27 protein-coding genes and 1 tRNA gene are annotated in these 26,974 nt (G+C 58.6%); 14 read left to right on the top strand and 14 right to left on the bottom strand.

Annotation, left to right across the window (positions count from 1 at the left end; genetic code table 11):
* Positions 1-307: 307 nt before the first annotated feature.
* The gene (locus EST62_RS13375; RefSeq protein WP_167599149.1) at positions 308-445 is read right to left on the bottom strand and encodes a type II toxin-antitoxin system VapC family toxin; all 138 of its coding nucleotides are present in this window, start codon (positions 443-445) and stop codon (positions 308-310) included.
* A 253-nt stretch (positions 446-698) separates the two neighbouring features.
* Between EST62_RS13375 and EST62_RS13370 the strand changes: the two genes are divergently transcribed.
* Positions 699-872, top strand: coding sequence for a hypothetical protein (locus EST62_RS13370; RefSeq protein ID WP_167599148.1), 174 nt, complete (start codon positions 699-701; stop codon positions 870-872).
* 10 nt (positions 873-882) lie between these two features.
* Here the strand turns inward: EST62_RS13370 and EST62_RS03225 are convergent, their stop codons facing one another.
* The 8 genes from EST62_RS03225 to EST62_RS03190 all read right to left on the bottom strand — a co-directional run bounded on the left by EST62_RS03225 (position 883) and on the right by EST62_RS03190 (position 8,195).
* Entirely contained in the window at positions 883-1,911 is a 1,029-nt protein-coding gene (locus tag EST62_RS03225) for an alpha/beta hydrolase (RefSeq protein WP_129050677.1), read from the bottom strand.
* A 14-nt stretch (positions 1,912-1,925) separates the two neighbouring features.
* Entirely contained in the window at positions 1,926-2,444 is a 519-nt protein-coding gene (locus EST62_RS03220) for a nitroreductase family protein (protein ID WP_129050676.1), read from the bottom strand.
* A complete protein-coding gene (locus EST62_RS03215; protein ID WP_129050675.1) occupies positions 2,441-3,472 on the bottom strand; it encodes a TrkA family potassium uptake protein in 1,032 nt (343 codons plus the stop codon). Before EST62_RS03215 ends, EST62_RS03220 begins: the two co-directional genes overlap by 4 nt.
* A gap of 35 nt (positions 3,473-3,507) precedes the next feature.
* Positions 3,508-4,122, bottom strand: a complete 615-nt coding sequence (locus EST62_RS03210; protein WP_129050674.1) for a DUF1997 domain-containing protein — start codon at positions 4,120-4,122, stop codon at positions 3,508-3,510.
* Between the two features lie 186 nt (positions 4,123-4,308).
* The gene (gene prfA / locus EST62_RS03205; RefSeq protein WP_129050673.1) at positions 4,309-5,382 is read right to left on the bottom strand and encodes a peptide chain release factor 1; all 1,074 of its coding nucleotides are present in this window, start codon (positions 5,380-5,382) and stop codon (positions 4,309-4,311) included.
* A 21-nt stretch (positions 5,383-5,403) separates the two neighbouring features.
* Entirely contained in the window at positions 5,404-6,765 is a 1,362-nt protein-coding gene (rseP, locus tag EST62_RS03200) for an RIP metalloprotease RseP (protein ID WP_129050672.1), read from the bottom strand.
* Positions 6,766-6,810: 45 nt separating this feature from the next.
* Positions 6,811-7,959: a 1-deoxy-D-xylulose-5-phosphate reductoisomerase gene (locus EST62_RS03195; RefSeq protein ID WP_129050671.1), complete on the bottom strand. Its 1,149-nt coding sequence runs from the start codon at positions 7,957-7,959 to the stop codon at positions 6,811-6,813.
* On the bottom strand, positions 7,956-8,195 hold the full coding sequence (locus tag EST62_RS03190) for a hypothetical protein (protein ID WP_129050670.1): 240 nt from the start codon (positions 8,193-8,195) through the stop codon (positions 7,956-7,958). The genes EST62_RS03195 and EST62_RS03190 overlap by 4 nt, the downstream gene beginning before the upstream one ends.
* Here EST62_RS03190 and EST62_RS03185 point away from each other — a divergent pair.
* Positions 8,196-8,272, top strand: a tRNA-Val gene (locus EST62_RS03185).
* Positions 8,273-8,316: 44 nt separating this feature from the next.
* On the opposite strand, the gene EST62_RS03180 is transcribed toward EST62_RS03185, so the two are convergent.
* Genes EST62_RS03180 through EST62_RS03170 form a run of 3 tightly spaced genes read right to left on the bottom strand, consistent with a single transcriptional unit; the run spans position 8,317 to position 11,026 of the window.
* Positions 8,317-8,595: an acylphosphatase gene (locus tag EST62_RS03180; RefSeq protein WP_129050669.1), complete on the bottom strand. Its 279-nt coding sequence runs from the start codon at positions 8,593-8,595 to the stop codon at positions 8,317-8,319.
* A 6-nt stretch (positions 8,596-8,601) separates the two neighbouring features.
* Entirely contained in the window at positions 8,602-10,716 is a 2,115-nt protein-coding gene (gene ftsH, locus EST62_RS03175) for an ATP-dependent zinc metalloprotease FtsH (RefSeq protein ID WP_129050668.1), read from the bottom strand.
* Positions 10,679-11,026 (bottom strand): hypothetical protein, encoded by a 348-nt coding sequence (locus EST62_RS03170; protein WP_167599147.1) that lies wholly within the window; start codon positions 11,024-11,026, stop codon positions 10,679-10,681. Before EST62_RS03170 ends, ftsH begins: the two co-directional genes overlap by 38 nt.
* A gap of 5 nt (positions 11,027-11,031) precedes the next feature.
* Between EST62_RS03170 and pyrF the strand changes: the two genes are divergently transcribed.
* From pyrF to EST62_RS03155, 3 genes are all read left to right on the top strand, one after another.
* Positions 11,032-11,856 (top strand): orotidine-5'-phosphate decarboxylase, encoded by an 825-nt coding sequence (gene pyrF / locus EST62_RS03165; RefSeq protein ID WP_129050666.1) that lies wholly within the window; start codon positions 11,032-11,034, stop codon positions 11,854-11,856.
* Between the two features lie 121 nt (positions 11,857-11,977).
* On the top strand, positions 11,978-13,822 hold the full coding sequence (glmS, locus tag EST62_RS03160) for a glutamine--fructose-6-phosphate transaminase (isomerizing) (RefSeq protein ID WP_129050665.1): 1,845 nt from the start codon (positions 11,978-11,980) through the stop codon (positions 13,820-13,822).
* Between the two features lie 241 nt (positions 13,823-14,063).
* On the top strand, positions 14,064-15,005 hold the full coding sequence (locus tag EST62_RS03155; protein WP_129050663.1) for a TIGR01777 family oxidoreductase: 942 nt from the start codon (positions 14,064-14,066) through the stop codon (positions 15,003-15,005).
* A 136-nt stretch (positions 15,006-15,141) separates the two neighbouring features.
* Here the strand turns inward: EST62_RS03155 and EST62_RS03150 are convergent, their stop codons facing one another.
* Positions 15,142-15,414, bottom strand: coding sequence for an RNA-binding protein (locus EST62_RS03150; RefSeq protein WP_129050662.1), 273 nt, complete (start codon positions 15,412-15,414; stop codon positions 15,142-15,144).
* Positions 15,415-15,824: 410 nt separating this feature from the next.
* Between EST62_RS03150 and EST62_RS03145 the strand changes: the two genes are divergently transcribed.
* Positions 15,825-17,156, top strand: a complete 1,332-nt coding sequence (locus EST62_RS03145; RefSeq protein ID WP_129050660.1) for an ammonium transporter — start codon at positions 15,825-15,827, stop codon at positions 17,154-17,156.
* Positions 17,157-17,166: 10 nt separating this feature from the next.
* Positions 17,167-17,508, top strand: a complete 342-nt coding sequence (locus EST62_RS03140; protein ID WP_129050658.1) for a P-II family nitrogen regulator — start codon at positions 17,167-17,169, stop codon at positions 17,506-17,508.
* 297 nt (positions 17,509-17,805) lie between these two features.
* On the opposite strand, the gene EST62_RS03135 is transcribed toward EST62_RS03140, so the two are convergent.
* Positions 17,806-18,348: a tetratricopeptide repeat protein gene (locus tag EST62_RS03135; RefSeq protein ID WP_129050657.1), complete on the bottom strand. Its 543-nt coding sequence runs from the start codon at positions 18,346-18,348 to the stop codon at positions 17,806-17,808.
* A gap of 189 nt (positions 18,349-18,537) precedes the next feature.
* Between EST62_RS03135 and EST62_RS03130 the strand changes: the two genes are divergently transcribed.
* The 7 genes from EST62_RS03130 (at position 18,538) to EST62_RS03100 (ending at position 26,671) form a co-directional block, all read left to right on the top strand.
* Positions 18,538-19,266 carry a ScpA family protein gene (locus EST62_RS03130; protein WP_129050656.1) on the top strand — a complete coding sequence of 243 codons (729 nt, stop codon included), beginning with the start codon at positions 18,538-18,540 and terminating at the stop codon, positions 19,264-19,266.
* A gap of 20 nt (positions 19,267-19,286) precedes the next feature.
* A complete protein-coding gene (locus EST62_RS03125; protein WP_129050655.1) occupies positions 19,287-20,570 on the top strand; it encodes a DUF1015 domain-containing protein in 1,284 nt (427 codons plus the stop codon).
* On the top strand, positions 20,567-20,995 hold the full coding sequence (gene tsaE / locus EST62_RS03120) for a tRNA (adenosine(37)-N6)-threonylcarbamoyltransferase complex ATPase subunit type 1 TsaE (RefSeq protein WP_129050653.1): 429 nt from the start codon (positions 20,567-20,569) through the stop codon (positions 20,993-20,995). Before EST62_RS03125 ends, tsaE begins: the two co-directional genes overlap by 4 nt.
* Positions 20,996-21,004: 9 nt before the next feature.
* Positions 21,005-21,679, top strand: a complete 675-nt coding sequence (tsaB, locus tag EST62_RS03115; protein WP_129050651.1) for a tRNA (adenosine(37)-N6)-threonylcarbamoyltransferase complex dimerization subunit type 1 TsaB — start codon at positions 21,005-21,007, stop codon at positions 21,677-21,679.
* A 168-nt stretch (positions 21,680-21,847) separates the two neighbouring features.
* Complete coding sequence (gene rsfS, locus EST62_RS03110; protein ID WP_167599146.1) at positions 21,848-22,279, top strand: ribosome silencing factor; 432 nt, start codon at positions 21,848-21,850, stop codon at positions 22,277-22,279.
* A 101-nt stretch (positions 22,280-22,380) separates the two neighbouring features.
* Positions 22,381-24,861, top strand: a complete 2,481-nt coding sequence (gene gyrA / locus EST62_RS03105; protein WP_129050649.1) for a DNA gyrase subunit A — start codon at positions 22,381-22,383, stop codon at positions 24,859-24,861.
* Between the two features lie 118 nt (positions 24,862-24,979).
* Entirely contained in the window at positions 24,980-26,671 is a 1,692-nt protein-coding gene (locus EST62_RS03100; protein ID WP_129050647.1) for a CTP synthase, read from the top strand.
* Positions 26,672-26,974: the final 303 nt, after the last annotated feature.

Raw genomic sequence — 26,974 nt, 5'->3', positions numbered from 1 at the left:
TACATTATGACTTTTATGAATATATGTGCTCAATTATTACACTTTTATCTTTAACGAAGCAGAGCTTCGGGGAATATATCCCATAGAGATTCAAGGGCCGCTACACGGATGATGAATGGAAATCTGTTCGATACTGGCACGCATTGTCAGAGAATTGGCATTTGATGACGTACGAAGAATTCTTGAAACAGCGCCGTAGCCTCATTGCGAAGGTGATTCGAGATGGTTTCCGAAAAATCTAAAAAATATGATACTGAGCAGGTTGCGGCAGGACTGTTCGAGAGCCCCGTGGCTTGGCGTTTGGCGTTCACCCATTGCCGTCGGTCCAGCTCTTGACGGTGAGGCCGTCCGGGATGCGGGCGAAGGCTTTGTCTCTGGTGACGAGCGTTGCGTCGATGGCGTCGGCGCGGGCGGCGATCATGAGGTCGAGGGGGGAGATTGTCAAAGAGCTGTCGATGCTGTCCGTTGCAGAGGTGGAAAAAAGAGGCAAAAGACAGAAAGGACGGAAATGACTGAAGGGGCGGAAATGGATAACAAAAATTTATGCCTATGCCCTCTTATCAAAAGTCCGAGATTGTTGATGACGCAACCGTCTCTTTTACACGGCGCTTTTATGGTGGCCCGTTCCGGGAAGCAGAATATCATCGAGGGAAACATGGCTTTGGGAATATCAAAGGAGACGGAGCTGAAGCTGACCAATGGTGCAAGTGCAAGCCTTGAAAAACGATTTCCTCGAACAGGGCGGCATCCGCGAGCGCATGACCCCAATGCCCGGCTTCAGAGGCGAAGCGCCAAAGGGCGGGGGGGGTTCATCGCTGCGTTTTCTTGCTTGTCCTTTTCGTCCCTTCTGTTTTTTTAGTCTTTTCTTCTAAATCTCGCCGATCACTTTCCCTTCAGCATCGTTTTTTCCAGCCAGTCGAAGGTGGCGGCGAGGGCTTTGCGCGAGGCATTGGCGGTGGCTTGCTGGTCTTTGCCGCTCCAGTCGTGGCTGACGCCGTCGATGATGATGAGCTTTGTGTTGACGTCTGCCGCTTTGAGGCGTTTGTTCAGTTCGACGGAGTGTGCCGGGGGCACCGTGGCGTCGGCGCTGCCGTGGATGAGCAGGGTCGGCGGATCGTTTTTGTCCACATAGTTGACCGGGCTGGCCTTGGCGATCAGGCCGGGCGGGCAGCCTGCCGTGGTGCACCCGAAGAAGCGGAGCGGCCCGGCGGTGTCAATCGCGGCAGGCTCGCTCGGCTGCGTGGGCGCAGCAGCGGCCTGTTTGAACATGGCCTCCATCTCGTACGGGCCGTACCAGCCGACGAAGGCCTGCACGCGGTCGGACTCTCCGGTGTTCTCCATGCCGGGCGGATCGAACTCCATATCTTCGCCCGTAAACGCGCTCATGGCGGCAAGATGCGCGCCTGCCGATGCGCCCCAGACGGCGACGCGATCCGGATCGATACCGTACTTCGAGGCGTTGGCCCGAAGGAAGCGGATGGCCGCCTTGACGTCCTGCAATGCTGCCGGAAAGGGCGCTTCGCCGCTCAACCGGTAGTCCACCGAGGCGACCGCGAAGCCGCGTTCGGCCAGCGTTGCGAGTACGGCGGGGAAGTCGGCGAAGTGCGCCGCCTCACGTTTGGAGCCGGTCGTCCAGCTTCCGCCATGGAGGAAAATGACGAGCGGGCGCGACGTTTCGCCGCCGGGCCGGTACAGATCGAGCAGCAGCGGGCGGTAGCCAGTCTGCGTCGAATAAACAATGTCCGGCGTCACCATGACGTTGTCGAGCCGGATGCTGGCGGGCAGCAGCGCGTCGCTCTCGATGTTGCCGCTGGAGACGGGAATCGCGGAAGGCTTCGCCTGAAGCGTTGGCGCTGCCGGTATGGTGAGCAGCAACGAAAGGGTGATGGCTGCGGCATGGCGCGTTGTCATAAGGTGTTTCCGGTTTAAAGGTAACGGACGACTTCGTCGAGCGGCTTGCGGCTTTTCGGGCGCGTCGGCGCGTCTGCGGAGGCGTAGCCGAGCGGGGTGATGGCGAACACCTCTCCGGTTGGGTCGAGGCCGAGCGCTTCGCGCAGCTTCGCCGGATCGAAGGCGGAAATCCAGCAGGTGGCCAGCCCCTCGTCGTGCGCGCCGAGAATCAGGTGATCCATCGCGATGCCGAGGTCGGTTTCGAGCGAGTTCCAGCCGTCCGACGGGCGCACCCACGCGGCCTCGCGGTCGCCGGTGACGACCAGGATGTGCGGCGCTTCGGCGAACCAGTCGCGCTCGTAGCAGGAGCGGACTTCCGCCAGCATCCCTGGCGAGCTGACCAGCAGGAATTTCCACGGCTGGAGGTTCTTTGCCGACGGCGCGAGCCGCCCGGCGTCGAGCACCCGTTCGAGCATCTCCGGCGCGACCGGACGATTCGGGTCGTAGCCCCGGACGCTCTTTCGCGATTCTGCGAGTTCGTGCAGGTTCGTCATTTTTTCTCTTCTCCCTGGGCCAGCTTGTTGAGCATTTCGAGGTCGCCGCCCTGGCCGATGACGATGATCGTGCCGTTTTTCTGGATGATCTCCGCCGGGCGCGGCGTGGTGTGCAGCTCGCCGCCCGGCAGCTTGTAGCCGACCACGTTGATGCGGTGGTTGTTGTACAGATCGACCTCCTGAAACGATTTGCCGACAAGCGGCGATTTTTCAGCGACCAGACACTGGGCGATTCTGAGGTTGAGGTTACCCGCGTCACTCAGCTCGTCGAGGTACTCTTCGAGTTCGGGTTCGGTCAGGAGGTTGGCCATGCGCTTGCCCGCCGAGCGGTAGAGCATTACCACCTTTTCAGCGCCCGCCCTGCGGAGTTTGCTCTCCGACTCGTCACAGTCCGCCCGCGCCACGATGTACAGGTTCGGCTTGAGGTTGCGGGCTGTCAGGACGATGAAAACATTTTCGGCATCGTTGCCCGCGGCGGCGATCAGGCCTTTGGCCCGGTGCAACCCGGCATCGGCCAGCACCTCTTCGTCGGCGGCGTTGCCCTTGATGGCCAGGAACCCCTCGTCACGGGCGCGGAGCACGTTGTCGATCGCGTTGTCGATCACCACGAAGGGGATCGACTTCGTCCGGAGCTCTTCGGCGACGCTTCCCCCCAGGCGGCCGTACCCGCAGATGATGAAATGGTCGTTCAGTTTCCGAAGCATGCGTTCATTGCGTTGTAGTTCCCAATGCTCCTTCCACTCGCCCGAAACGAAGAAGACGGCCACATTGGTCAGGGTGAAGAAAAAGATGCCCGTGCCGCTGACGATCAGCACCATCGTGAAAATCTTGCCCACATCGTCCATCGGGCGCACTTCGCTGAAGCCGACCGTCGCCACCGTGATGACCGTCATGTACAGGGCGTCGAGCAGGTTCATGTGTTCGAGGTACATGTAACCGGAGGTGCCCGAAACGATCAGGAGCGCCACGCTGATGATCGAGGCCGAAAACCGGCGGAGCGGCGATACCTGTTGCGACTCTTTAGTCACTGGCGATGGTCGTTGTGGCGGTTAACTGGGCTGCCTCAGAGCTTGCGGATCTTGCCGAAATCTTTCGAGATTTTCTGGAACATGTGGTTGGTCGCCGTCTGCATGATGAGCGACATGCCGGTGCTGACCATGGTGCGCACCACCTTTTCCGGCACGATGCGGAAGGCCGGATAGAGCAGAAACGCGACGTTGACCCGGAGGTCGAAATCGACCCTTGTCCGCTCTTGCTGCATAGGCGCGATCAGCATGTCGGCGGCGACTTTGCCCTCGAAGAGGTACTTGTCGGGCATGGCGAAGGTTTTGTTCTGCGACAAGGGCCGCCAGATGATTTTGCGGCCCACCGTGAACTGGCGGATCATTTCGTCGCTCATCTCTTCGGGGTCCATCGAGGCGACTTCGTCGGGCAGATCGACGAGGATTTCGTTTTCCTGCTGGATGTTGAAGATCACGTCGAACGGGTTGTTCTGCGGATCGGTGACGCGGAAGTGCCAGCGGTAGGCATCGTCGCGGTCGAGCGGCTCGACTTTGTGGCAGAACGGGTTGAAGGCCAGAATTCTCGGCTGGTCGGAGAGATAGTCAACGGTATCGTCGAAGTTTCGGTAAAATACCCATTGACCTTTGCTTTTGCCTGTGGCGGTCATTTCCAGCATATCGTTATCTCCGGCTCGTGCGTGATCGACGCATGAGCGATCTGGTATCCTTTGGTTGTAAAAAATGGTCAGGTGGTCGGCATGAGCCGATTCGCTCCGTGGGTCGCAATCAGTGCGAACCATGAAAATATAGTGACTTCCCGGCAAAATTGCGCACATGCGTCGGCGGTATCACGGGGAGTGCGCTCAGGCGGTTTCGGCCTGTAATCGTTCGGCCTGGTCGTGCATTCGCAGCGCTTCGATGAGCGGGTCGAGTTCGCCTTGCATGACTTGCGGCAGAGCGTGGCTGGTGAAGCCGATGCGGTGGTCGGTCACTCTCGACTGCGGAAAGTTGTAGGTTCTGATTTTAGCGCTCCGGTCGCCGGTGGTCACCATCGAGCGGCGCAGGTCGGCGCGGCTTTGCTGCTGCTCGGTGATCTGGATGTCGTAGAGCCTGGCGCGCAGCATTTTCATGGCCCGCTCGCGGTTCTGGAGCTGCGAGCGCTCCTCCTGGCAGGCCACGACGATGCCCGAAGGCACGTGCGTGATCCGGACGGCGGTCTCGACCTTGTTGACGTTCTGGCCCCCCTTGCCGCCGCTGCGGAAGGTGTCTATCTGCAAGTCATCCTTGCGGATCTCCACGTCCACCTCTTCGGCCTCCGGCAGGACGGCGACGCTCGACGCCGAGGTGTGGATGCGCCCCTGTGTTTCGGTCTCCGGCACGCGCTGTACGCGGTGCACGCCGCTCTCGAACTTGAGGATGCCATAGACGTCGTGGCCGCTTACTTCGAGCACCGCCTCCTTGAGGCTGCCGGGCACTGAGCCTTCGCTCACGTCGAGCGTCTGGCAGCTCCAGCCCCGCCGCTCGGCGTAGCGCTGGTACATGCGCATGAGGTCGGCGGCGAACAGCCCCGCCTCGTCGCCGCCGGTTCCGGCGCGGATTTCGATGATGGCGTTGCGACTGTCGGCCTCGTCCTTCGGCAGGAGCAGGATTTTGAGCTGCTGCTCAAGCTCTGGCAAGCGCTCCTGAAGTTCGGCGGCCTCCTGTTCGACGAGCGCGCGCATCTCCGCATCCTCCTCATTCTTCTGCATCGCGAGCGCCTCGTTGAGCTGCCGTTTCGCGCGGCTCCAGTCGTCGTAGGCTCGCACGATCTCCTTCAGGCCGCTGTACTCTTTGTTCAGCCTCCTGAAGCGATTCTGGTCGGAGACCACCTCCGGGTCTGAGAGCTGCTGCTCGATGGTCTGGAATTTGTCCTTGATGGACTGAAGCTTGTCAAACATGGTTGCGCGTCGCCGCCGGAATCAGGGGTTCAGGAGGTCGTTTATCATGAAGTAGGCGAAGAGCATCAAGAGCAGGCTCATGCCGACTTGCTGAATACGCATCTTGATCTCGAACGGAATCTCCCTGCCCATGATGCCTTCGATGGCGTTGAGCACGAACTGCCCTCCGTCAAGCGCCGGAATGGGCAAAATATTGATGAAGGCCAGCGAGATGGAGAGCATGGCCACGAAGTACATGAAGCTCGTCGGCCCCTCTTCGGCGCTCTGGTTGGCGATGCGGGCGATCTTGATCGGGCCGCCGACCGATTTGCGAAAGTCCTCCTTGCCGCTGAAGATTTTGCCGAATCCCTGCACGGTCAGCGCGGTGGCTTTCCAGGTCTGGTTCAGGCCGCTCGATATGGCTTGCGGAGCCGACAGGCTGATCCGTTCGCTCTCGATGGTCGGCTTGAGCGAGATGCCGATTTTGCCGGAGCTGTTTGGCACTACCACGGTGGTGAAGGTCTCGCCGTTTTTACCGATGAGTTCGGCATTCAGCGGCTCGTCGGTCGCGCTTTTCAGATGCATCCAGGTGATGGTGAGCTTTTTGCCCGCGCTCGCGGAGATGATAGCGACGATTTGCGACCAGTCGGTGACGGGTGCGCCGTTGATGGCGGTGATGAGCGAACCCGGCTGGATGCCGGCTATCGAGGCCGGATCGCCGTTCAGCACCTGGTCGATGACCGGGGGCATGGCGGGCCGGATGCCGAGCGCCTGGTTGTCGTTGAGCTTCGATAAAATGTCTTTGGGAGCCGTGAGCGTCAGCACCTCTCCGTTCCTCTCGACGGTGTATTGCAGCTTTCCGGAAGCGAGATGTTCGGGATCGAGCGCCTCTTCCCAGTATTGAAGCTTCTGGCCGTTGACGGCTACCAGCCGGTCGCCACTCTTCATGCCCATCCCGGCGAATACCGAGTTCGGCTCGATGTAAGCCGGAGTGCTGATGGCGGTGCGTGATTCACCGAACATGCCGGTGATGCCGATGAAGATGGCCGCGGCCAGTACCATGTTCATGCCGACGCCGCCCGCCAGCACGACGAGGCGCTGCCAGACCGGTTTGGCCCTGAACTCCCAGGGCTTGACCTCTTCGGTCACGTGGTCGGTGTCCATGCTTTCGTCGATCATGCCGGCGATCTTGACGTAACCGCCGATCGGAAACGCTCCGATGCCGTATTCGGTATCGCCGATCTTTTTCTGCCAGAGCTTGATGCCCCAGAAGTCGAAGCCGATGAAAAACCGGTCAACCCGCATCCCGAACATCCTCGCCGTGATGAAGTGCCCGAATTCGTGGACCGTGACGAGAATGAAGATTGCGATGATAAAGTAGAAAATCGTGCTCAGTAGCTCCATAATGGGTGCGGTTCAACCGGTTGTTTCTTGATGTTTTGCCCGGAATTATCCGATAAGCTGTTTTGCCGTTTCGCGCGCCCAGCGGTCTGCCTGAAGGTACTCTTCGAGCGTGACCGGAGTCCACGCTTCGTGCGCCTGCATGGTTTTGTCCACGGTGTCGGCAATGGCGGTGAAGCCGATTTTTTTGTCGAGGAAGGCCGCGACGGCGATCTCGTTGGCGGCGTTCAGCACCGCTGGCCAGGTCTGGCCGGCCTTGAGGGCGTCGAAGGCCAGGCGCAGCGCCGGGAAGCGCTCCATGTCGGGTTCCTCGAAGGTGAGCGTGGCGACTTTCGAGAGGTCGAGCTTGCCGATGCCTGTTTCGCAGCGCTCCGGCCAGGCGAGGGCGTAGGCGATGGGCGCGCGCATGTCCGGCACGCCGAGCTGGGCGATGACGCAGCCGTCGATATACTCCACCATCGAGTGGATGATGCTCTGCGGGTGCACCACCACACCGATCTTCTCGGCGGGCATGTCGAAGAGCCAGTGCGCCTCGATCACTTCGAGTCCCTTGTTCATGAGCGTCGCCGAGTCGATGGTGATTTTGGCGCCCATCGACCACTGCGGGTGTTTGAGCGCCTGCTCCGGACGGACGTTCTTAAGCTCCTCGGCGGAGGTCTTGCGGAACGGGCCGCCCGACGCGGTCAAAATGATGCGTTCGATATCCTCCTTGCGGTGGCCGACCAGCGACTGAAAGATCGCCGAGTGCTCGCTGTCAACCGGCAGCAGCTTGACGCCGTGCTTTTTGACCAGATCGGAGACGAGCTGACCGGCGACGACGAGCGTCTCCTTGTTGGCCAGCGCGATGTCCTTGCCCGCTTCGATAGCCCTGACGGTCGGCACCAGTCCAGCCGCGCCAACGATGGCCGAAACCACCATGTCGGCGCCATCGACGGCGGCAACCTCGGTGGCTCCGTCGAGGCCGCAGAGAATTTCGGGCTTGTGCTCGCCGAGCATTCCCTTGAGGCGCTCACGCGAGGCCTCATCACGCACCGAGACCAGCGATGGCCTGAATTCATCGATCTGCTGGCGCAGCATTTCTACGTCGTGGCCCTCGGCAAGGGCCGTAATCGAAAACCTTTCGGGGTGACGCCGGACGACGTCGAGCGTGCTGAGTCCAATGGAACCGGTACTGCCGAGAATGGATAAGGATTTCATGGTGTAGTCATTGGCATGAAGAGGGACAAAAAAGCACCGCTGAAAAACGTATTGCCCTCTCCCGGCTTTTCGGGGTCGGGAGCATCACCTTTCGGGGCGGCGTCCTGAATTTGAAACGGCCTGAATTTATGCTTTTTCGGCGCGCTGTACAAACAACGCCTTACGCTCCGGCGAGTAATTGGCTGATTCGGTTTGTTATCTGGTGAAAATGTGTTATACTGCCAGCCCTTTTTCATGGGTCTCTAGCTCAGTTGGTTAGAGCGACTGGTTTACACCCAGTAGGTCGGGGGTTCGACTCCCTCGGGACCCACCAATTCTCTCACTCTATTTTCTTTCCCCGCTTTTCTTTCAGCAGCTTCAGGCCAGGATGCGAAACTCCGTTTCGGATGCATCGACCTCTATTTCCCTGACTTTGATCGATGTGACGCCGGATCGCGACGGGCCGATCCGGGCTTGCCGGAGCAGTTCGTCCACCAGCCCTGCGCTGCCCTGCGCCTCGACTTCAACCGTACCGTCCGGCAGGTTTCGAGTCCATCCCGAAAGGCTGCGGGCGGAGGCTTCGCGGTGGACAAACATACGAAAACCGACGCCCTGCACCAGACCGCTGACGATGAGGTGAATCCGCTTTTCCGCCACTTGCGCTCAGTTCGACGAAAGGTTTCTGGACTGCCGGAGCCTTTCGACCGCATCTTCCAGCTCCTTCTGCTCCGGGTCTGTCGCCGTTTGCTGTTCAGGGAGGGTCGCCGCCGCCTCCGGCTCGGCATGGCGTTGCGGAGCCGCCACATCGACGCCGTTGTGGCAGTCGTGGGCGAGGTGTTCGGAGAACTTGTCTGCCGGACGCTTGCCGAGAATCTCCTCGATCCGGCAGTACTGCACGACCTCTTTGGAGAGCAGCTCGCGGGCGAGCGTTTCGAGCTTGTCGCGGTTGTCCGAAAGCATCTGCTGAACCTGCTTGCGGGCGGCTTCAACAATGGCCTTGACCTCGCTGTCGATCATCCGTGCCGTTTCGTCTCCGTATTTCTTGTCGATGCCGGGGCCGCCGGTGTAAGGATTGTTGCTTTCCAGGAACGACAGGTAGCCGATCTTTTCACTCATGCCGTAAACGACCACCATGTTGTAGGCGATTTCGGTCACTCGCTCCAGGTCGTTCTGCGCGCCGGTTGAAATCTCGCCGAATACGATATCCTCGGCGATGCGCCCGCCGAGCAGACCGCATATCCTCGCTACCAGTTCAGTCCGGGTCATCAGGTAGCGATCTTCGAGCGGAATGTTCAGTGTGTAGCCAAGGGCGCTGACGCCACGGGGCACGATCGAAATTTTCTGCACCGGGTCGTTTTCCGGCATCATCCAGCTCACGATGGCGTGACCGGCTTCGTGATAGGCGACGATCTCCTTCTCGCGCGGATTGATGACTTTGTTCTTTTTCTCCAGACCGGCGATGACCCGCTCGATGGCATCTTCGAAATCCTTCATTTCGATGCTCTGCTTGCCGCGCCTCGACGCCAGAAGCGCCGCTTCGTTGGCCGCGTTGGCGATCTCAGCGCCGGCGAAACCAGGGGTCTGCGAGGCGAGCGTCTTGAGGTTGACATCATCCGAGAGCGAGAGATTCTTGGTATGCACCGAGAAGATGTCGATACGCCCTTTCAGGTCGGGCTTGTCCACCACGATCTGCCGGTCGAAGCGGCCCGGCCTGAGCAGCGCCGAGTCAAGCACGTCGGCCCGGTTGGTGGCGGCCATGAGAATCACCCCCTTGTCGGTGGCGAACCCGTCCATTTCGACAAGGAGCTGGTTCAGCGTGTTCTCTCGCTCGTCGTTGGCGCCCATCATGAAGCCTTTGCCTCGGCTGCGGCCGACCGCATCGATTTCGTCGATGAAGATGATGCACGGCGCTTTCTCCTTGGCCGACTTGAACAGGTCGCGCACTCGCGCCGCGCCGACGCCGACGAACATTTCAACGAAGTCCGAGCCGCTGATGCTGAAGAACGGCACATCGGCCTCGCCGGCGACCGCCTTGGCGAGCAACGTCTTGCCGGTGCCGGGAGGGCCGACGAGCAGCACGCCCTTGGGCAGCTTGCCGCCGAGCTTGGTATATTTTTTCGGATCCTTGAGGAAATCGACCACCTCCATCACCTCCGCCTTAGCCTCGTCCAGACCAGCCACATCCTTGAAGGTGATGCGAGTGTGCTCGTCGAGGTTCTCGTAGAGCGCGGCCTTGTTCTTGCCGATGTTCATGAACTGCGAGCCGGGGCCGCCCATTCTGCGGAACATGAAGAAGTAGATGCCGATGAGGAGGCCGAAGGGCAGAATCCATTGCAACAGCTCGCTGATCCAGCCGCTGCCTGGCGTGGCTTCGTAGTGGATGCCTTTCGATTCAAGAAGCGGAATCAGTTGCTCGTCCCGCAGGGGATTGACCGTTACCTCGTTTTTCGAGGAGTCTTTGCCCGGCATCCGGAATGCGGGAGTGTTCTGCCCGGAGGGCTTGCTGGCTGCCGTGGAAAGAGAGTCCACCTTAAGCTGGACGTAGATTTTTTCCGGAGCGAGCCTGACCGATTCAACCTTGTTCTGGTCGATCAGTTTACGGAAGTCACTGTAGGCGATTTCGCGGGTCGAGCCTGACCAGAAAAAAGCGAGCTGAAAGCCGATAATCAGTAAAATGACCGCTATATAGTAGAATATCGAAAAACGGGGCTTCCGTGATCCGTTGTTCTCCGGCTCGTTATTATAGGGATTGTTCAGTTTGAATGGGTTGTCTGCCATCGAGTACGCTCATAATTAAAAGAGATTCATAGGGATCGTTGCCGATCTTCGGGCGCGGAATTTGCAGGGACTTTACAAGCCAGAGGGATTCCAGTGGGCCAGAATATGAAAATAATACACCATATTGTTCGGATTCACAAGATACATAACTCTGTTGGATTAATATATTCTTTTGACTAATAGTTTCTCGATCACCGGCAGCAGCAATGCCAAGCGCTGGCCGAACTTTGTTCAGCAATCGAAAATCAACAGTTATATTTTGACGACAATGCGGATTCTGATCCGATAATTTTTTAGTCTTTTTTTCCATCATTTATGAGTTCAGCAAAAAACAAGACGAACAGCAGGATCGCCGCGCTCCGGTCGATGCTCTGCGTCGGTCTCGACAGTGAGCTGTCGAAAATCCCGGCGATTTTCCGCTCGATGGAGCGGCCGGTGCTTGAGTTCAACCGCGCGGTGATCCGGGCGAGTGCCAATCACGCCGCTGCTTACAAGGTCAATACGGCGTTCTACGAATCGCGCGGACTTGCCGGAATGCGCGATCTCGAAGCGACGCTTCAGGATATTCCTCCGGAGTGCCTGAGCATCGCGGACGCCAAGCGCGCCGACATCGGCAACACGAGTCGGCAGTACGCGAAGGCCTTTTTCGAAGCATGGCCGTTCGATGCCATCACGGTAGCTCCCTACATGGGCTTCGATTCGCTCGAACCCTTTTTCGAGTACGAGGAGAAGCTCGTGTTTGTGCTCTGCCTCACCTCCAATCCTGGCTCCGCCGATTTCGAGGAGCGCATCCTCGATGATGGCCGCCCGCTCTACCGCGCCGTGCTCGACAGGGTCCGGAGCTGGCAGCGCAACGGGAACGCAGGAATAGTTGTCGGCGCCACCAAGGCGGGCCTCTTGCAGGAACTTCGGCAGGAGGCTCCGGAGCTGTTTTTCCTGATTCCCGGCGTTGGCGCGCAGGGCGGCTCGATGCAGGAGGCGGTCAAAGAGGGCGCTGATCCGGATCGCGGTGGCGCGGTGGTCAACGTGAGCCGGGCGCTCATTTTTCCGCAGGGCGATTTTCGGAGCATCTCGGAGTTCGAGGATGCGGTGCGCCACGAGGCGGCGAAGCTGCATAATGATATAAAAGAGGTACTGTAAATTTGTGTGCATATAGTATATTAGGGCAGCACTATTAATACGCGGGTTTTTTGCGGCTTCAACAGATGGGCGAAAGACCGGCAGATGGCAGCAATAACGTTTTACAAAGGATTGTTCGTCTATGTGCGGAATCATTGGTTACATCGGCAGGCGTGAAGCAGCGCCTCTCTTGCTGAACGGTTTGAAACGCCTGGAGTATCGAGGCTATGACTCCGCCGGCATGGCGGTCTTGAACGGCTCGATGAAGATGCTCAAGAAAAAGGGCAGCGTCAGTAATCTCGAAGAGCTTCTGAACGTGTCGGGCACGGTTATGCTCGGCGCGACGGTCGGCATCGCCCACACCCGCTGGGCGACCCACGGCGATCCGAGCGACCGGAACGCCCACCCTCACATGAACGTTTCCGACGACATCGCCCTGATCCACAACGGCATCATCGAAAACTATTCGACGCTCAAGCAGGAGCTGATGGCCGAGGGCTATGAGTTTGAAAGCGATACCGATTCCGAGGTGCTCGTTCATCTGATCGACCGCATCTGGAAAAACGATCTGGCGCTCGGCCTTGAAGGTTCGGTGCGTCATGCGCTCCGGCATGTTGATGGAGCGTACGGTATCTGCGTCGTCTCCTCGCGCGAGCCGGACAAGATTGTGGTGGCCCGCAAGGGCAGCCCGCTGGTGATCGGCCTCGGCGACGGTGAGTTTTTCATCGCTTCCGATGCCGCCCCGATTGTCGAGCACACCAACAAGGTGGTCTATCTGTCGGATGGAGAGATGGCCGTTGTCACCAGGGACAACTATACGGTCAAGACGATCGAGAATGTCGAGCAGCAAAAAAGGGTGACGGAACTCGACTTCAGCCTCGAAAAGATCGAGAAGGGCGGTTTCGAGCACTTCATGCTCAAGGAGATTTTCGAGCAGCCCGAGGTGATGCGTGACGTCATGCGTGGCCGGGTGCGCGTCGAGGAGGGGCTGGTGCAGCTTGGCGGCATTCACGACTATCTCGACCGGCTCAAGCAGGCCAAGCGGATCGTGATCTGCGCCTGCGGCACGAGCTGGCACGCCGGACTGATCGGAGAGTACCTGATCGAGGAGTTCGCCCGCATTCCGGTGGAGGTCGATTACGCCTCGGAGTTCCGGTATCGCAACCCGATCGTCTCTGCCGACGATGTGGTGATCGTGATCTCCCAGTCGGGTGAAACCGCCGATACCCTGGCCGCGCTCAGGCTGGCCAAAGAGAAGGGGGCGATGGTGATGGGCATCTGCAACGTGGTCGGCTCGACGATTCCGCGCGAGACGCTGTGTGGCATGTACACCCACGCAGGCCCCGAGGTGGGCGTGGCCTCGACCAAGGCGTTCACCGCCCAGGTGATCGTGCTTTTCATGCTGGCCATGGCGTTGAGCAAGGGGCGAACCATTTCGCATGAGGAGATTCGTCTGAACCTGCGCGAACTGGCCGACGTGCCCGATAAGGTGGCCAGAATTCTGGAGCAGAATGACGCCATCAAAGAGATTGCCGTCAAGCTCAAGGATGCCCGCAACGCGCTTTACCTTGGCCGGGGTTATAACTTTCCCGTCGCACTCGAAGGCGCGCTGAAGCTCAAGGAGATTTCCTACATCCATGCCGAAGGGTATCCGGCCGCCGAGATGAAGCACGGCCCGATCGCCCTGATCGACGAGGATATGCCGGTGATCGTGATCGCCACCCGCGACAATACCTACGCAAAGATTCTGAGCAACATTGAAGAGGTGCGCAGCCGTAAAGGCCGGGTGATCGCCATCGCCAGCGAAGGCGACCGGGAGATCGAGCGGCTGACCAAAGATGTCATCTACATTCCGCAGGCCTCCGCCGCGGTGCTGCCGCTCTTGACAGTCATTCCGCTGCAACTGCTCTCCTACCACGTGGCCACGCTTCGCGGCTGCAACGTCGATCGTCCGCGCAACCTCGCCAAATCGGTGACGGTGGAGTAGCGATTCCTCTCATTTCCGCAGGCCTCTATTTGCCGCATCAGCCGGGCAAATGGAGGCCTGTTTCTTGCTGATTGCCCCCCTCCGAAAAGAGCATTCCGCCAAATTATCAAACACTCTGTTTTGGCAACCAGTCGCCGGAGCGCAACGGCTTTGCCGCAATCCCGGCGGTCGGGAATTATTTCTTTGTTTCTTCCGGTTATCTGTCGAACAGTAACACCCACCCATTCAAACCGCAGATTTCATGGAAGGTCATATCGTTATCACGGGAGCTACCGGAGTGATCGGCAGCGAAGTTGCGCGCCGACTCATCAAATCTGGCCGGAAGGTCGTTGTTTTCGCCCGTTCGCCACAATCGGCAGCGGCGAAGGTTCCCGGCGCGGCGGATTATGTTCGCTGGGATTCGGATATGGCTTCGGGTGAGTGGAGCGCGGCTATCGATGGCGCGTATGCCGTTATCCATCTTGCCGGACGCCCACTGCTCGAAACCCGATGGAGCGAGGAGCACAAGGTGGCCTGCTACGACTCCCGCATCAAGGGCACAAGAGCGCTGGTGGCGGCGATGGCTTCGGCTTCGGTCAAGCCAAAGGTGTTCGTCTCTTCGTCAGCTATCGGTTACTACGGCTCATTCGAGCGGTGCGAGGATACCGTCCCGTTGATGGAAACGGCTGCTCCTGGCAAGGATTTTCTCGCCAAAATCTGTTTCGACTGGGAAAAGGAGGCTCATCCGGCTGAAAAGCTCGGCGTGAGAGTTCTCCTTCTCAGAACGGGCATCGTGCTTTCAACAAAGGGCGGCATGTTGCAGAAGATGATGACCCCGTTCAGTTACTTTGTCGGCGGGCCAGTCGGTTCCGGCAATCAGTGCCTGTCATGGATTCATCTCGATGACGAGGTATCGATCATTCTCGAAGCGCTCGATAATTCGGCCTGGAGTGGGCCGGTTAATGCGGTTGCTCCCGATCCTGTCAGCATGAAGGCGTTTGCCGATGCGCTCGGTTCGGTGATGCATCGCCCCGCCCTGTTTCCGGTGCCAAAGCTGGCGGTTCAGATGCTTTTGGGGGAGGGGGCTGACTATGCCGTGCAGGGACAAAAGGTATCGCCGGAGTTTCTCGAAAAGCACGATTTTCATTTTGCCTGGCCGCTCCTGCACGAAGCGCTTGCCGATCTTGTCTCAAGAGGGATTTGACTGGACGGGAGTGCTTCCGGTCAGGGCAGCTTGCCGCGTTGCCCCGAAGCCGTTTCTGAAACAAAAAAAGCGGGCCAAGCTCTTGTGTGAGCCTGCCCGCCGGAAACATCGATTGGGCGACAAGGCACCCCTGCGCTCAGTACTGCTCTCTTCTGGGCGGACGCTGTTCGCGAGGTCTTGCCTCGTTTACTTTTATGGTACGGCCTTTGAAGTCCTTGTCATTCATGGCGTCGATAGCTTCGCGTGCTTCGCCTTCGTTCGGCATGTCAACAAACCCGAAGCCTTTGGAACGGCCTGAAAATTTGTCAGTGATGATGTTGGCGCTGTGCACCTGCCCGAACTCGGAGAATTTGTCGCGCAAGTCTCCATCGGTAACGCCGTACGGCAGATTGCCAATGTAAATATTCATTGTGGGACGGTAGAAACATGTGCTTCGATAAAAAAGAGACGCTACGAGATAACCAAAGCACCTGTTCTCCCGCAAGCGATCAGCCAACCACTGGCTAAATAATTCCATAATTTACCTCAATAAACAATCGTTTTCAAAAAGAAAAACTTTTTCGCATGATAATTTCACTGCGATAATTCGCAAGCAGGTTATTCTTTTTGTGTTTTTCCTCTCTGTATTCTGGTATTTTTTCCCGCCGGGTCATCGTTGCCTTTCTTCTCAGATAAAATTCAAATATGTCGTTATGACCGCTTGATTCTACCTCTTCGTAAGAAAATGGCCTAATAATTTGTCCAAGCTTAAATATTTAATTATAATTCGCCGTCTCTCATAAAATATTTAGGGTTTTGAAATCGTTAAACAAGATGGTTATGGCGAAAAAAATCAGTGCGGCGCTGTTGCTGTTTTTTGCAGTGATGATGACACACGGTACCGTTTGGGCGGGCGAGCCTGTGCTCACCGATACCGGCACAACTTCGTGGATGCTGACCTCGACGGCGCTGGTGTTGCTCATGGTGCCAGGATTGGCCATGTTCTATGGCGGCCTTGTCAGGACAAAAAATGTTATCGGCACCATGATGCACAGCTTTGGCGCTATGGTGGTCATCGGCGTGCTGTGGCCGCTGGTCGGATACTCGCTCAGCTTTGGCCCCGGCATTCTGGGCGGCCTGGTTGGATGGAATCCAAAATATTTCATGTTGCAGGGCATTGACGATACCATCATGGAGAGCCATATCCCTGAATACGTGTTTGCCATGTTCCAGGGCAAATTCGCCATCATCACCCCGGCGCTGATTGCCGGGGCGTTTGCCGAGCGGGTCAATTTCAAGGGCTATCTGCTCTTTATCGCTTTGTGGTGCATTTTCGTGTACAGTCCGATCTGCCACTGGGTCTGGGCTGCCGACGGCTTTCTGTTCAATCTCGGCGCTATGGGCGCGATCGATTTTGCCGGAGGCACGGTCGTTCATATCTCATCAGGCGTGACCGGCCTGGTCGCGGCGCTTTTCCTCGGCTCGCGCCGGGGTTATCCGAGAAACGTGACCTCACCGAACAACCTGGTCATGACCCTCGTGGGGGCTGGTTTGCTCTGGGTGGGATGGTTCGGTTTCAACGCCGGCAGCGCCATCGCCAGTGACCTTGCCACGGCTCGCGCACTGACCGTGACCCAGATTGCCGCCGCATCGGGCGCGTTCACCTGGCTCATTATCGAACTGGTGCATCACAACAAGGCAACCAGCCTTGGCCTGGCGTCGGGCATTCTGGCCGGTCTGGTGGCGATCACTCCCGCGGCAGGCGTTGTGCCGCCCTCCGGCGCGTTCGCGCTTGGCGCCATTGCCGCCTTTGTCTGTTACCTTGGTCTCATGCTGAAGGGCAAGCTCGGTTACGATGACAGCCTCGATGCTTTCGGCGTCCATGGCGTTGGCGGTATCGTCGGCGCTCTTTGCCTGACCTTCTTTATCCGCCCGTCATGGATGGCCGAAGCTGCCGTCAAGGCAGGCGGGAGCTGGAGCGTCTGGCAGCAGCTCGGCGTACAGGCTACCGCCGTCGGCATTACGGTTGCCTATGCGGCGGCAGTGTCGCTCGTCATCCTTTTCATCGTCGAGAAAACCATTGGCCTGCGCGCTACAGAGAATGACGAAATGTCCGGTCTCGATCACAGTATGCACAGTGAGCAGGGATACGGCCTTATCAACGCTAACTAATTACCGAAGCATGAAACTGATAACCGCCATCATACAGCCTGACCGGCTCGATCATGTTCGAGAGGCGCTGATTCAGGCTGATATTACAAGAATTACTGTCAGCAGGGTCACCGGCCACGGACGCCAAGAGGATATCGAATACTACCGCGGTCAGAAAATCGCGCCGAACCTCTTGCCGAAAGTGCGTCTCGATATTGCCGTCAACGACCAGTTCGTCAATATCACCGTCGATACCATCGTCGATGCCGCAAGGCATGATGGTGGCGAAATCGGCGACGGCAAGATTTTCGTAACCCCGATGGAGGAGTGCGTGAGAATCCGGACCAACGAGCGCGGAGGCAGCGCGATCTGACCGCTGCTCTTCTGCCAGTCTGGCCGACGGACGGCACACAAGAAAAAAAGCCGCAGGGATTTCTCCTTTGCGGCTTTTTCTTTTTCATCGAAATCTCGATAGTTCAAATCGCGCAAGATTCCAGCGCCGCCCTGACGCGCGCTGCCAGTTGATCCGAAATGCCAAGCGTCGCAACCCGGCGGGTAAATGGCCGCATCCGATTGTGCTTCGAAGTAGGCCGTGCGCTCGATTTTGATGGCGCAAGACAGCCTGTCGTCCAGGTGTTTTTTTCAGGCGCGCGATACCACATACCGCGTACTATTTCAGCTCTTTCCAGTTGGGGGTAGTGGCGTCGAGCCAGCGGGCGGCATCAGGATCGCCGAGCCGGGCGGCGCGGATGAAATCCTGGAGCGTACCGGTGCTGTCGCCGGTCTTGAGCCGGGCGATGGCGCGATGGAAGAATGCGGCGGCCATTTTCCGGTCGATGCCGATGGCCTCGGTGAAGTCGGGAATGGCTTCGGCGTACTGACCCCTCATATTTTTAACCACGCCGCGATTGAAGTAGCCTGCGGCCCGGAACAAGGGTTCCCCAAGCTGAATGACCATAGAGTAGTCATAGATCGCATACTGGAACTGCCGCATCTTTTGCCAGGCGGCGCCACGCATCTGGTAGGCCATGACGTCGCGCTTGTCGTTTTCAATCGCCTTCGAGTACAGACGCACCGCTTCACTGAGATTGCCCTCGCGGTGCTTCGCTTGCGCTTCGTTGAAATAACTTTCTGATGATTGCGCCGCGCACGGCCTCCCCGGCAAGGCGAGCGCCGCAGCGACGAGCACGAGAGATGTCGTAAGGCGTTTCATGGAGGCGTGAAAAAATTGAATCTGGTTTTGCGCGGTTTTGCAGTGAACAGCAGGCTGTAAGATAAAAATACCGATCATGGTTGAAAAAAATTTCACGGAAAGTCAGTACTTTGACTGGTAAGCGGCCTTCAGGAAGCTTTTCGTTCTGTCTGGCAGGCCCCATTCGTGGCACCCATCAACAGGGTTTGCATGTTTCGCATCAGTCTGGAAGAATTTGAAGGCCCCCTCGACCTTCTGCTGTTTTTTATCAAGCGGGACGAGCTTGACATCTACAATATTCCGGTCTCGAAAATCACCGGCGATTTCATCGCTTACATTCACGCCATGCGGAGGCTCAATCTCGAAGTGGCCGCCGAGTTTATCTACATGGCGTCGATGCTGATGAGCATCAAGGCGCGGATGCTGCTTCCCCGCGCGGAACCCGAGGCTGGCGACGATGACGAGTTCGATCCGCGAACCGAGCTGGTGCAGCGCCTGCTCGAATACAAGCAGCTCAAGGAGGGTGCTTCCGAACTGGAGCTGCTCTGGCTCGACCGGGAGCGGATGTTTTCGCGCGGCTACTTCGAGGAGCTGGAGCCTGCGGTGATCGACGAGCTGGATGAGCCGGTCAACCGTCCGACGCTCTATCATCTGATGCTGGCCTACCAGTCGGTGCTTGACAACATGCCGAAGGAGCGAACGCAGAATGTAACCGACGCGCCGGTGACGATCGAGGAGCAGAGCGCCCTCATCATGGCTCGCCTCCGGGAGCGGGTGCAGGTGTCGTTCAGCTCGCTGTTCGACGAGCTGCGCGAAGCGATCGTGGTGGTCGTGACCTTCCTGGCCGTGCTCGAACTGTGCCGGAACAACAAAATCTCCGTCGTCGTCAAGGAGGGGGTCAACGATTTCTGGATTTCACAGCGAGAGAATGCCGATTAACCTCTAAACGCTAAAAGCCCATGCCTGAAATTGCGCCGTTCAAGGGGATCGTTTACGGCCCCGATCTTGCCGGGGATGCTTCCCGGCTCGTCTGCCCGCCGTACGACGCCATTCCTCCCGCTATGCAGCAAGAGCTGTACGAGAGTTCCGATTGCAACGCTGTCCGGCTTGAACTGCCCGCCGAGGCCGATCCCTACGCCGCCGCCGCATTCCGGCTGCGCGCGTGGCTGGAGTCCGGCATCCTCGCGAAGGACAGTGAACCGGCGCTCTACCCCTGTTTCCAGACCTTCGAGGACGAGCACGGCGTCACCCGCACCCGCAAGGGCCTCTTCGCTGCGCTTCGGCTCTACGACTTCGCCGAAGGCGAGGTGCTGCCGCACGAGCGGACGCTCTCCGGCCCGAAGGCTGACCGCTTGAAGATGTTCCGCGAGACCGGCGCGAACATCAGCAGTATCTTCGGGTTGTACGCCGATCCCTCCCGCCAGGTTGACGAGGCGATCAGCGAGTTTGCCGAAAAGAACGAGCCGCTGATCGACGCCACTTTTCAGGGCGTTCGCAACCGTCTGTGGCGCGTGACCGATCCCGCGCTGATTGGCGCCGCGCAGTCGGTGCTTGCGGGGCTGAAGGTCTATATCGCCGACGGCCACCACCGCTACGAAACCGGCCTGGCCTACCGCAACGAGCGGATGGCGTCGAATTCCGCACATACCGGGCGCGAGCCATATAACTATATCATGACCTATCTGTCGAACATTTACGACGAGGGCCTCCTGATTCTGCCGATTCACCGGCTTGTGCACGGCATCGAAGCGTTCGATCCCGAAACCTTCATCGCCCAGCTCGACCGTTGGTTCACCGTCTGGGCGCTGCCGGGCCGCGCCGCGCTCGACGAGTTTCTCGATACCGCCGAGACAGCAATGGCCTTCGGCATCGTACTGCCTGACATGGTGCTTGGCATCTCGCTCGATCCGAAGCCTTCGGAGGCGCTTTCGGCGCCGGTGCCGGTGGCGTTGCAGAACCTCGACGTCGTGGTGCTGCACGACCTGGTGCTTGGCCAGATGCTTGGCATCTCCGCCGAGGCGATGGCGAGCCAGAGCAACCTCACCTACGCCAGCAAAACCGCCGACGTGTTCGACGCCGTCGCGTCTGGTGCGGCGCAGATCGGCATCGTGCTCCGGCCAGTGCAAGTCGAGCAGGTGATCGAGGTCTCCGTTTCGGGCGAGGCGATGCCGCAGAAGTCCACCTGGTTCTACCCGAAAGTGATGACCGGCATGGTCTTCCACTCACTTGAGCCAAAAGCATGAGGGGCGAGTATCTGTCGGCTTCGGCGGACCAGACCCGCGAGTACGCCCGGCGTTTCGCCACGGGGCTGAGGCCGGGCGACGTGGTCTGCCTCACCGGCAATCTCGGCGCGGGCAAAACCGAGTTCATGCGCGGCATCTCGGAGGCGTTCGGCTGCGACGAGCAGCTCTCCAGCCCCACCTTTTCGCTGATGAATATCTACGAAGGAGCGATGCGGGGTCGTCCGGTCGAGCTGCACCACTTCGACCTCTACCGGCTCGAATCGGAAAAGGAGCTTGACTCCGCCGGGTTCGACGACTATCTTTCGGGGCCTTTCCTCTCGGTGGTGGAGTGGGGTGAGCGCTTCCCGTCGCTGGAGCGGCGCTACACCCGCCGGGTGCAGCTCGACATAGCCGGGGAGAGTCAGCGGAAAATCGTCATAACCTGAAGCGGCTTCATGAAAATTCTTGCCATCGAATGCACTCACGGTTTTGCGAGCGTCGCAGTCAGCAACGGCGGGCGTGTCTTCGAGCGCCGTCTCGCGGAGTGGCAGAAAACCGCCGAATCGCTGGTGCCTCTCGTCATGCAGGCGATGGCGGAGGCTGGGTTGCCGGTGACGGAACTTGACGGCGTCGCGGTCTCCTCCGGCCCCGGCTCCTTTACCGCGCTGCGCATCGGCCTCTCCGTGGCCAAGGGCATCGCCTTCGGCGCGGGTCTGCCGCTCGCGCCGGTTTCGACTTTGCTCGCAATGGCTGCTGTCGCGGCGGAAAAGCACTCGGCAAAGCATATTGCGCCGGTGATTCCGTCGAGGGCGGACGAGTATTTTTATTCGATTTATGCTCAAGAGGACGGCGAGTTAATGGAACTCGAAAGCTCGCGTTGCATGGTCTCCGAACTGCCCGAAAGACTTGCCGGTTTCACCGGCAGCCTCGCCGTTGTCAGCCGCTCGTCAGCCGCTCTTGCCGAAGCGTCCCCGCTGCTTGCGCCGCATCTTGTCGATGCCTCCTTTTTCAGCGCCGCCTCTCTTCTTCGCCATGCGGAAAAAGCGCTTGCGGAAGGCGCTGCCGGAATCGCCGCCGGAGCGGTTCCCGACTATCGCCAGGCGTTTACGCCCGTTCAGCGGCGTACCTGAACCACCTCTTCGCCACCTCTTCCCGCCATCCGGCAATCGCCAATGATCGGTGTGTTGCCATTTCGTTAGAAGCTCATTAATTCAGTCGGTCAATAGAGCATTATTACTATATTGAGTCGCGGGAATGCTTCCCGGCTGAACGATTTTTTATCATTAAAACGGTTATCTATGTCCCGTTCGGAACATGCGGCCCCTTCCGGCCCTGAAGCCCGCGAAGTGGCGATGAGTGAGTTGCTTGCCAGGAGAGTTGCGGAGTTGTCGCTTGAAAAGAAGGGTGAAGAGGTCAAGATTCTCGATCTCCGCGGCCTGACGAGCGTGACCGATTTTTTTGTGATTATCACCGCCGACTCGGAGCGTAAAGCCAGAGCGGTAACTGACCATATCGTCGATGAACTCAAAGAGGAGGATGAGCGCCCGATGCACGTCGAAGGTCTCGATACGCTGCGCTGGGTGCTTGTCGATTACGTCGATGTGGTCGTCCACATTTTCCAGCCCGATGAGCGCAAATTCTATGACCTTGAATCGCTCTGGTCGGATGCGCCGGTCACGACCGTCACCGCTCCGGAGCCAACTGAAACGTCCGATTTGTCTGAAACCTGAAGCTTGTTCCGCGCTCAAGGGGAGCGAGCTTTATGTTTTTCAACCTATTTCATACATTACGCCATTGTTTTTCAGGGTAACTCAAAGTCAGGGTATCGATTATGCAGCGTGAGAAGATATTGCCGATCAGCATTGAAGAGGAGATGCGGGGTTCCTATCTCGATTATTCAATGTCGGTCATTGTCAGTCGAGCGCTTCCCGATGTCCGTGACGGCCTGAAGCCGGTGCATCGCCGCGTACTCTACGGCATGCACGAGCTTGGTCTTCAGTCGGGCAAGCCGCACAAGAAATCGGCCCGTATCGTCGGTGAAGTGCTTGGTAAGTACCATCCGCACGGTGACACCGCCGTCTATGACAGCCTGGTGCGCATGGTGCAGGACTTTTCGCTGCGCTATCCGCTGATTGACGGCCAGGGTAACTTCGGCTCGGTCGATGGCGACTCTCCGGCGGCCATGCGTTATACCGAGGTGCGCATGAAGCCGATCGCGGGCGAGATGCTCAAGGATCTCGACAAGGAGACGGTCGATTTCTCTCTCAACTTCGACGATTCGCTCGAAGAGCCGACGGTACTTCCCTCGGCGATTCCGAACCTTTTGGTCAACGGCGCGTCGGGCATCGCGGTCGGCATGGCGACCAACATCCCGCCGCAAAACATGCGGGAGGTGGTCAGTGGCATTATCGCCCTGATCGACAATCCGGAGATCGAGATCACGGAGCTGATGAAGCACGTTACCGCGCCTGACTTCCCCACCGGCGGCATCATCTATGGCTATGAAGGCGTGCGCCAGGCCTACCTGACCGGTCGCGGCAAGGTGGTGATCCGGGCCAGGGCGCTGGTCGAGGTGACGCAGAAGAACGGTCGCGAGTCGATCATTGTCACCGAACTTCCCTACCAGGTCAACAAGGTGAGGCTGATCGAGAAGATCGTCGAGCTGGTGCACGACAAGAAGGTCGAAGGCATCGCCGACATTCGCGACGAGTCCGACCGCGAGGGAATGCGTCTGGTCATCGAGCTGAAGCGCGACGCGGTGGCCAAGGTGGTGCTGAACAATCTCTACAAGCACACCCCGATGCAGGACACCTTCGGGGTTATCATGCTGGCTCTGGTCGATGGCGTGCCGAGAGTGCTCAATCTCAAGGAGATGATGCAGTACTACATCCGGCACCGCAACGAAATCGTGCTGCGCCGTACGCAGTACGACCTCAACGCCGCCGAAAAGCGCGCGCACATCCTCGAAGGTCTCAAAATCTGCCTCGACAATCTCGACGAGGTGATCTCCACCATCCGCCAGTCGCCCGACGCGCCGACCGCGCAGAGCCGCCTGATCGAGCGCTTCGGCCTCACCGAGGTGCAGTCGAAGGCGATTCTCGAAATGCGCTTGCAGCGTCTGACCGGCATGGAGCGCCAGAAGATCGACGACGAGTACACGCAGACTCTCGCCCTGATCGGCGAACTCAAATCGATTCTCGCCAGTCCGTCGCGGCAGATGGAGATCATCAAAAGCGAATTGCTGAAGGTGAGCGAGGTGTATGGCGACGAGCGCCGCACCGAGCTTCGTCCGCAGGAGGGTGACTTCTCCATCGAGGACATGATCGCCCAGGAGGATGTGGTCATCACCATTACGCACGACGGCTTCATCAAGCGCTTCCCGGTGTCGGGCTACCGCCGCCAGAATCGCGGCGGGCGCGGCGTGGCCGGAGCGCAGGCCAAGAACGAGGATTTTATCGAGCACATGTTCATCGCCTCCACGCATAACTATATCCTCTTCTTCACCACCGCAGGGCGCTGCTACTGGCTCAAGGTCTATGAAATTCCGGAGGCGGGACGCGCTGCACGAGGCCGCTCGCTGGCCAACATCATGGAGCTGCCGCCCGGAGAGAAGATCAGAACCTATATCAATATCAGGAACTTCGACGATCCGCATTTCATCATCATGGCCACGGCCAATGGCATCGTCAAGAAGACCGATCTCATGCAGTACTCCAATCCTCGACGGACGGGCATCAACGCCATCACCATCGAGGAGGGCGACGAGCTGATCGAGGCGCGCCTGACCGACGGCGACCACCAGATCATTCTGGCCAAAAACTCCGGCTACGCCGTCCGCTTCCCGGAGTCGGAGGTTCGCTCGATGGGGCGCACGGCGATGGGCGTCCGGGGTATCACACTCGACGAGGACGAACGCTGCATTTCGATGGTCACCACCAAGCGCAACGACACCACGCTGCTCGCCGTCACCGATAACGGCTACGGCAAACGCAGCAAGGTCGATGATTACCGGATGACCCGGCGCGGCGCGAGGGGCGTCATCACCATCAAGGCGCACGAGAAGATCGGCCATCTGGTCGGCCTGCTCGATGTCAACGACGAAGACGACCTGATTATCATCACGACGGGCGGCATCGTCATCCGCCAGCACGTTTCCGACATCCGGGTGCTGGGCCGGAACACCTCGGGGGTCAGGCTCATCAGGCTCGACGCGGGCGACCGGATTTCCGGCACGGCGCGGGTGCCCAAGAGCGACGACGACTCGGCGACCGAGCCGCTTGGCGACGACGGCCAGATTGATCTGGATTTCTGAGCGCACAGTGGCGTTGCCGGAAGCGGAAGAGGTAAAACGGTATCGACCGGAGGGCCGGGCGTTCTCCGGAAAAGAATTTGAACTGCTATCAATTAATTATCAGAAAGGTTAGAACGGTATGGCGCGCCCGAAGAATGTAAAGCATATTTTCGTCACCGGCGGTGTGATCTCCTCGCTTGGAAAGGGCATCCTCTCCGCCTCGCTGGGCCTGTTGCTCAAGTCCCGCGGCTTGCGCGTGGCGATCCAGAAATACGATCCCTACATCAACGTCGATCCCGGTACCATGTCGCCCTACCAGCACGGCGAGGTCTATGTGACCGACGACGGCGCTGAGACCGACCTCGATCTCGGCCACTACGAGCGCTTCCTCGACGAATCGACCTCGCAGGCCTGCAACCTTACCATGGGTCGCGTCTATAAATCGGTGATCGACAAGGAGCGGCGCGGCGAGTATCTCGGCGGCACGGTGCAGGTCGTTCCCCACGTGATCGACGAAATCAAGGAGAAGATGGGCGACCTGGCCAAGAACGGCAGCCTCGATGTGCTCATCACCGAAATCGGCGGCACCATCGGCGACATCGAATCGCTGCCCTTTCTCGAAGCGATGCGCCAGCTCAAGCTCGAACTCGGTGAGCACAACCTGCTCAACATCCACCTCACCTTCGTGCCGTACATCAAGGCGGCCAGCGAACTCAAAACCAAGCCGACGCAGCACAGCGTCAAGATGCTGCTCGAAACCGGAATCCAGCCAGACATTCTGGTCTGCCGGAGCGAGAAGCCCCTGTCGAGGGAGATCAAAAACAAGGTCGGCCACTTCTGTAACGTGCACGATCAGGATGTGATCGGCCTGAACGACTGCGACACCATCTACGAAGTGCCTCTCATACTGCTCAAGGAGCAGCTCGATCTGCGTGTTATGAAAAAGCTTGGCCTGAAGAAGTTCCGCGAACCCAATATGGAGTACTGGAAGAACTTCTGCGAAAAGGTGAAGCATCCGAAAGATGGTGAGATCACCATCGGTATCTGCGGCAAATACACCGAGTACCCCGACGCCTACAAGTCGATTATCGAATCGTTCGTCCACGCCGGCGCGAGCAATGACGTGAGGGTGTCGGTTAAGATGCTCAGGGCCGAAGACGCCGAAGACCCGAAGTTCGACATTTCGAGCGCCTTCGAGGGGATCAGCGGCCTGCTTGTCGCGCCCGGCTTTGGCGACCGAGGTATCGAGGGCAAGGTGCGCTTCGTGCAGTACGCGCGCGAGCAGAATATCCCGTTCTTCGGCATCTGCCTCGGAATGCAGTGCGCCACCATCGAGTTCGCCCGCAACGTCTGCGACCTGCCCGACGCCAACTCAACCGAGTTCAACAAACGGGCGCGTTTTTCGGTCATCGACCTCATGGAACACCAGAAAAAGGTCAAGGAGAAGGGCGGCACCATGCGCCTCGGTAGCTACCCCTGCATTCTCAAGGAGGGATCGAAAGCTCATGATGTCTATGGCAAATTCCTCATCAATGAGCGACACCGCCATCGTTACGAATTCAACAACCAGTTCCGCCAGCTTTTCGAGGAGAAGGGGATGGTTTTCTCCGGAACCTCGCCGAACGGCGACCTCGTGGAGATTGTCGAGCTGAAGAACCATCGTTGGTTCGTGGCCGTGCAGTTCCATCCGGAGCTGAAATCGCGAGTGCAGAAAGTGCACCCCCTCTTCGACGGTTTCGTCCACGCCGCCAAGGAGTTCGCCCAGGGCAAGCGCCAGCTCTCGCTCGAAGTAGAACTGCCAAGGCTCAGCGAAGAAGAGATGGGCGGATAACCCCCGATCCATAGAGCATTGCGAAAGAGCGCTGAGGCGCTCTTTCGGCGTTTATGGGGCTTTTTTGTGGACTTGGTGGACGTTGGTGGACTGTGTGGACAGAAGAAGGCTTGTGACTGCTGTCCACACAGTTCGCAGTGTCCACAATCTTTTTTCTGAGAAAAAGCAGATTTTTCTGAAAGTTTATTTGGAAGTATGGGGTTGGGATGGTACATTAGGAGCCTTCACTTGAGACGGCGACGTTTCGAGAGGGGAAAAAGGCCCGAAAGGGTTCTGTTATTTGACTTTACTGATCTAAGGGAA

The organism is Chlorobaculum sp. 24CR, assembly GCF_004118635.1.
Lineage (GTDB): Bacteria > Bacteroidota > Chlorobiia > Chlorobiales > Chlorobiaceae > Chlorobaculum.
The sequence above is the reverse complement of the archived record's forward strand: the minus strand, read 5'-3'. Positions and strand labels throughout refer to the sequence as shown.

What these genes read in the sequence shown, in the direction of transcription:
- EST62_RS03135 (WP_129050657.1), bottom strand. Translation starts at nt 18,348, where the DNA reads ATGAAACGCCTTACGACATCTCTCGTGCTCGTCGCTGCGGCGCTCGCC.
- EST62_RS03130 (WP_129050656.1), top strand. Translation starts at nt 18,538, where the DNA reads ATGTTTCGCATCAGTCTGGAAGAATTTGAAGGCCCCCTCGACCTTCTG.
- EST62_RS03100 (WP_129050647.1), top strand. Translation starts at nt 24,980, where the DNA reads ATGGCGCGCCCGAAGAATGTAAAGCATATTTTCGTCACCGGCGGTGTG.
- EST62_RS03190 (WP_129050670.1), bottom strand. Translation starts at nt 8,195, where the DNA reads ATGAAAAAGGGCTGGCAGTATAACACATTTTCACCAGATAACAAACCG.
- EST62_RS03140 (WP_129050658.1), top strand. Translation starts at nt 17,167, where the DNA reads ATGAAACTGATAACCGCCATCATACAGCCTGACCGGCTCGATCATGTT.
- EST62_RS03155 (WP_129050663.1), top strand. Translation starts at nt 14,064, where the DNA reads ATGGAAGGTCATATCGTTATCACGGGAGCTACCGGAGTGATCGGCAGC.
- EST62_RS03210 (WP_129050674.1), bottom strand. Translation starts at nt 4,122, where the DNA reads ATGCTGGAAATGACCGCCACAGGCAAAAGCAAAGGTCAATGGGTATTT.
- EST62_RS03125 (WP_129050655.1), top strand. Translation starts at nt 19,287, where the DNA reads ATGCCTGAAATTGCGCCGTTCAAGGGGATCGTTTACGGCCCCGATCTT.
- EST62_RS03145 (WP_129050660.1), top strand. Translation starts at nt 15,825, where the DNA reads ATGGCGAAAAAAATCAGTGCGGCGCTGTTGCTGTTTTTTGCAGTGATG.
- EST62_RS13370 (WP_167599148.1), top strand. Translation starts at nt 699, where the DNA reads ATGGTGCAAGTGCAAGCCTTGAAAAACGATTTCCTCGAACAGGGCGGC.
- ftsH (WP_129050668.1), bottom strand. Translation starts at nt 10,716, where the DNA reads ATGGCAGACAACCCATTCAAACTGAACAATCCCTATAATAACGAGCCG.
- gyrA (WP_129050649.1), top strand. Translation starts at nt 22,381, where the DNA reads ATGCAGCGTGAGAAGATATTGCCGATCAGCATTGAAGAGGAGATGCGG.
- tsaB (WP_129050651.1), top strand. Translation starts at nt 21,005, where the DNA reads ATGAAAATTCTTGCCATCGAATGCACTCACGGTTTTGCGAGCGTCGCA.
- glmS (WP_129050665.1), top strand. Translation starts at nt 11,978, where the DNA reads ATGTGCGGAATCATTGGTTACATCGGCAGGCGTGAAGCAGCGCCTCTC.
- EST62_RS03170 (WP_167599147.1), bottom strand. Translation starts at nt 11,026, where the DNA reads ATGGAAAAAAAGACTAAAAAATTATCGGATCAGAATCCGCATTGTCGT.
- rsfS (WP_167599146.1), top strand. Translation starts at nt 21,848, where the DNA reads ATGTCCCGTTCGGAACATGCGGCCCCTTCCGGCCCTGAAGCCCGCGAA.
- EST62_RS03150 (WP_129050662.1), bottom strand. Translation starts at nt 15,414, where the DNA reads ATGAATATTTACATTGGCAATCTGCCGTACGGCGTTACCGATGGAGAC.
- EST62_RS03220 (WP_129050676.1), bottom strand. Translation starts at nt 2,444, where the DNA reads ATGACGAACCTGCACGAACTCGCAGAATCGCGAAAGAGCGTCCGGGGC.
- EST62_RS03225 (WP_129050677.1), bottom strand. Translation starts at nt 1,911, where the DNA reads ATGACAACGCGCCATGCCGCAGCCATCACCCTTTCGTTGCTGCTCACC.
- EST62_RS03195 (WP_129050671.1), bottom strand. Translation starts at nt 7,959, where the DNA reads ATGAAATCCTTATCCATTCTCGGCAGTACCGGTTCCATTGGACTCAGC.
- rseP (WP_129050672.1), bottom strand. Translation starts at nt 6,765, where the DNA reads ATGGAGCTACTGAGCACGATTTTCTACTTTATCATCGCAATCTTCATT.
- prfA (WP_129050673.1), bottom strand. Translation starts at nt 5,382, where the DNA reads ATGTTTGACAAGCTTCAGTCCATCAAGGACAAATTCCAGACCATCGAG.
- tsaE (WP_129050653.1), top strand. Translation starts at nt 20,567, where the DNA reads ATGAGGGGCGAGTATCTGTCGGCTTCGGCGGACCAGACCCGCGAGTAC.
- pyrF (WP_129050666.1), top strand. Translation starts at nt 11,032, where the DNA reads ATGAGTTCAGCAAAAAACAAGACGAACAGCAGGATCGCCGCGCTCCGG.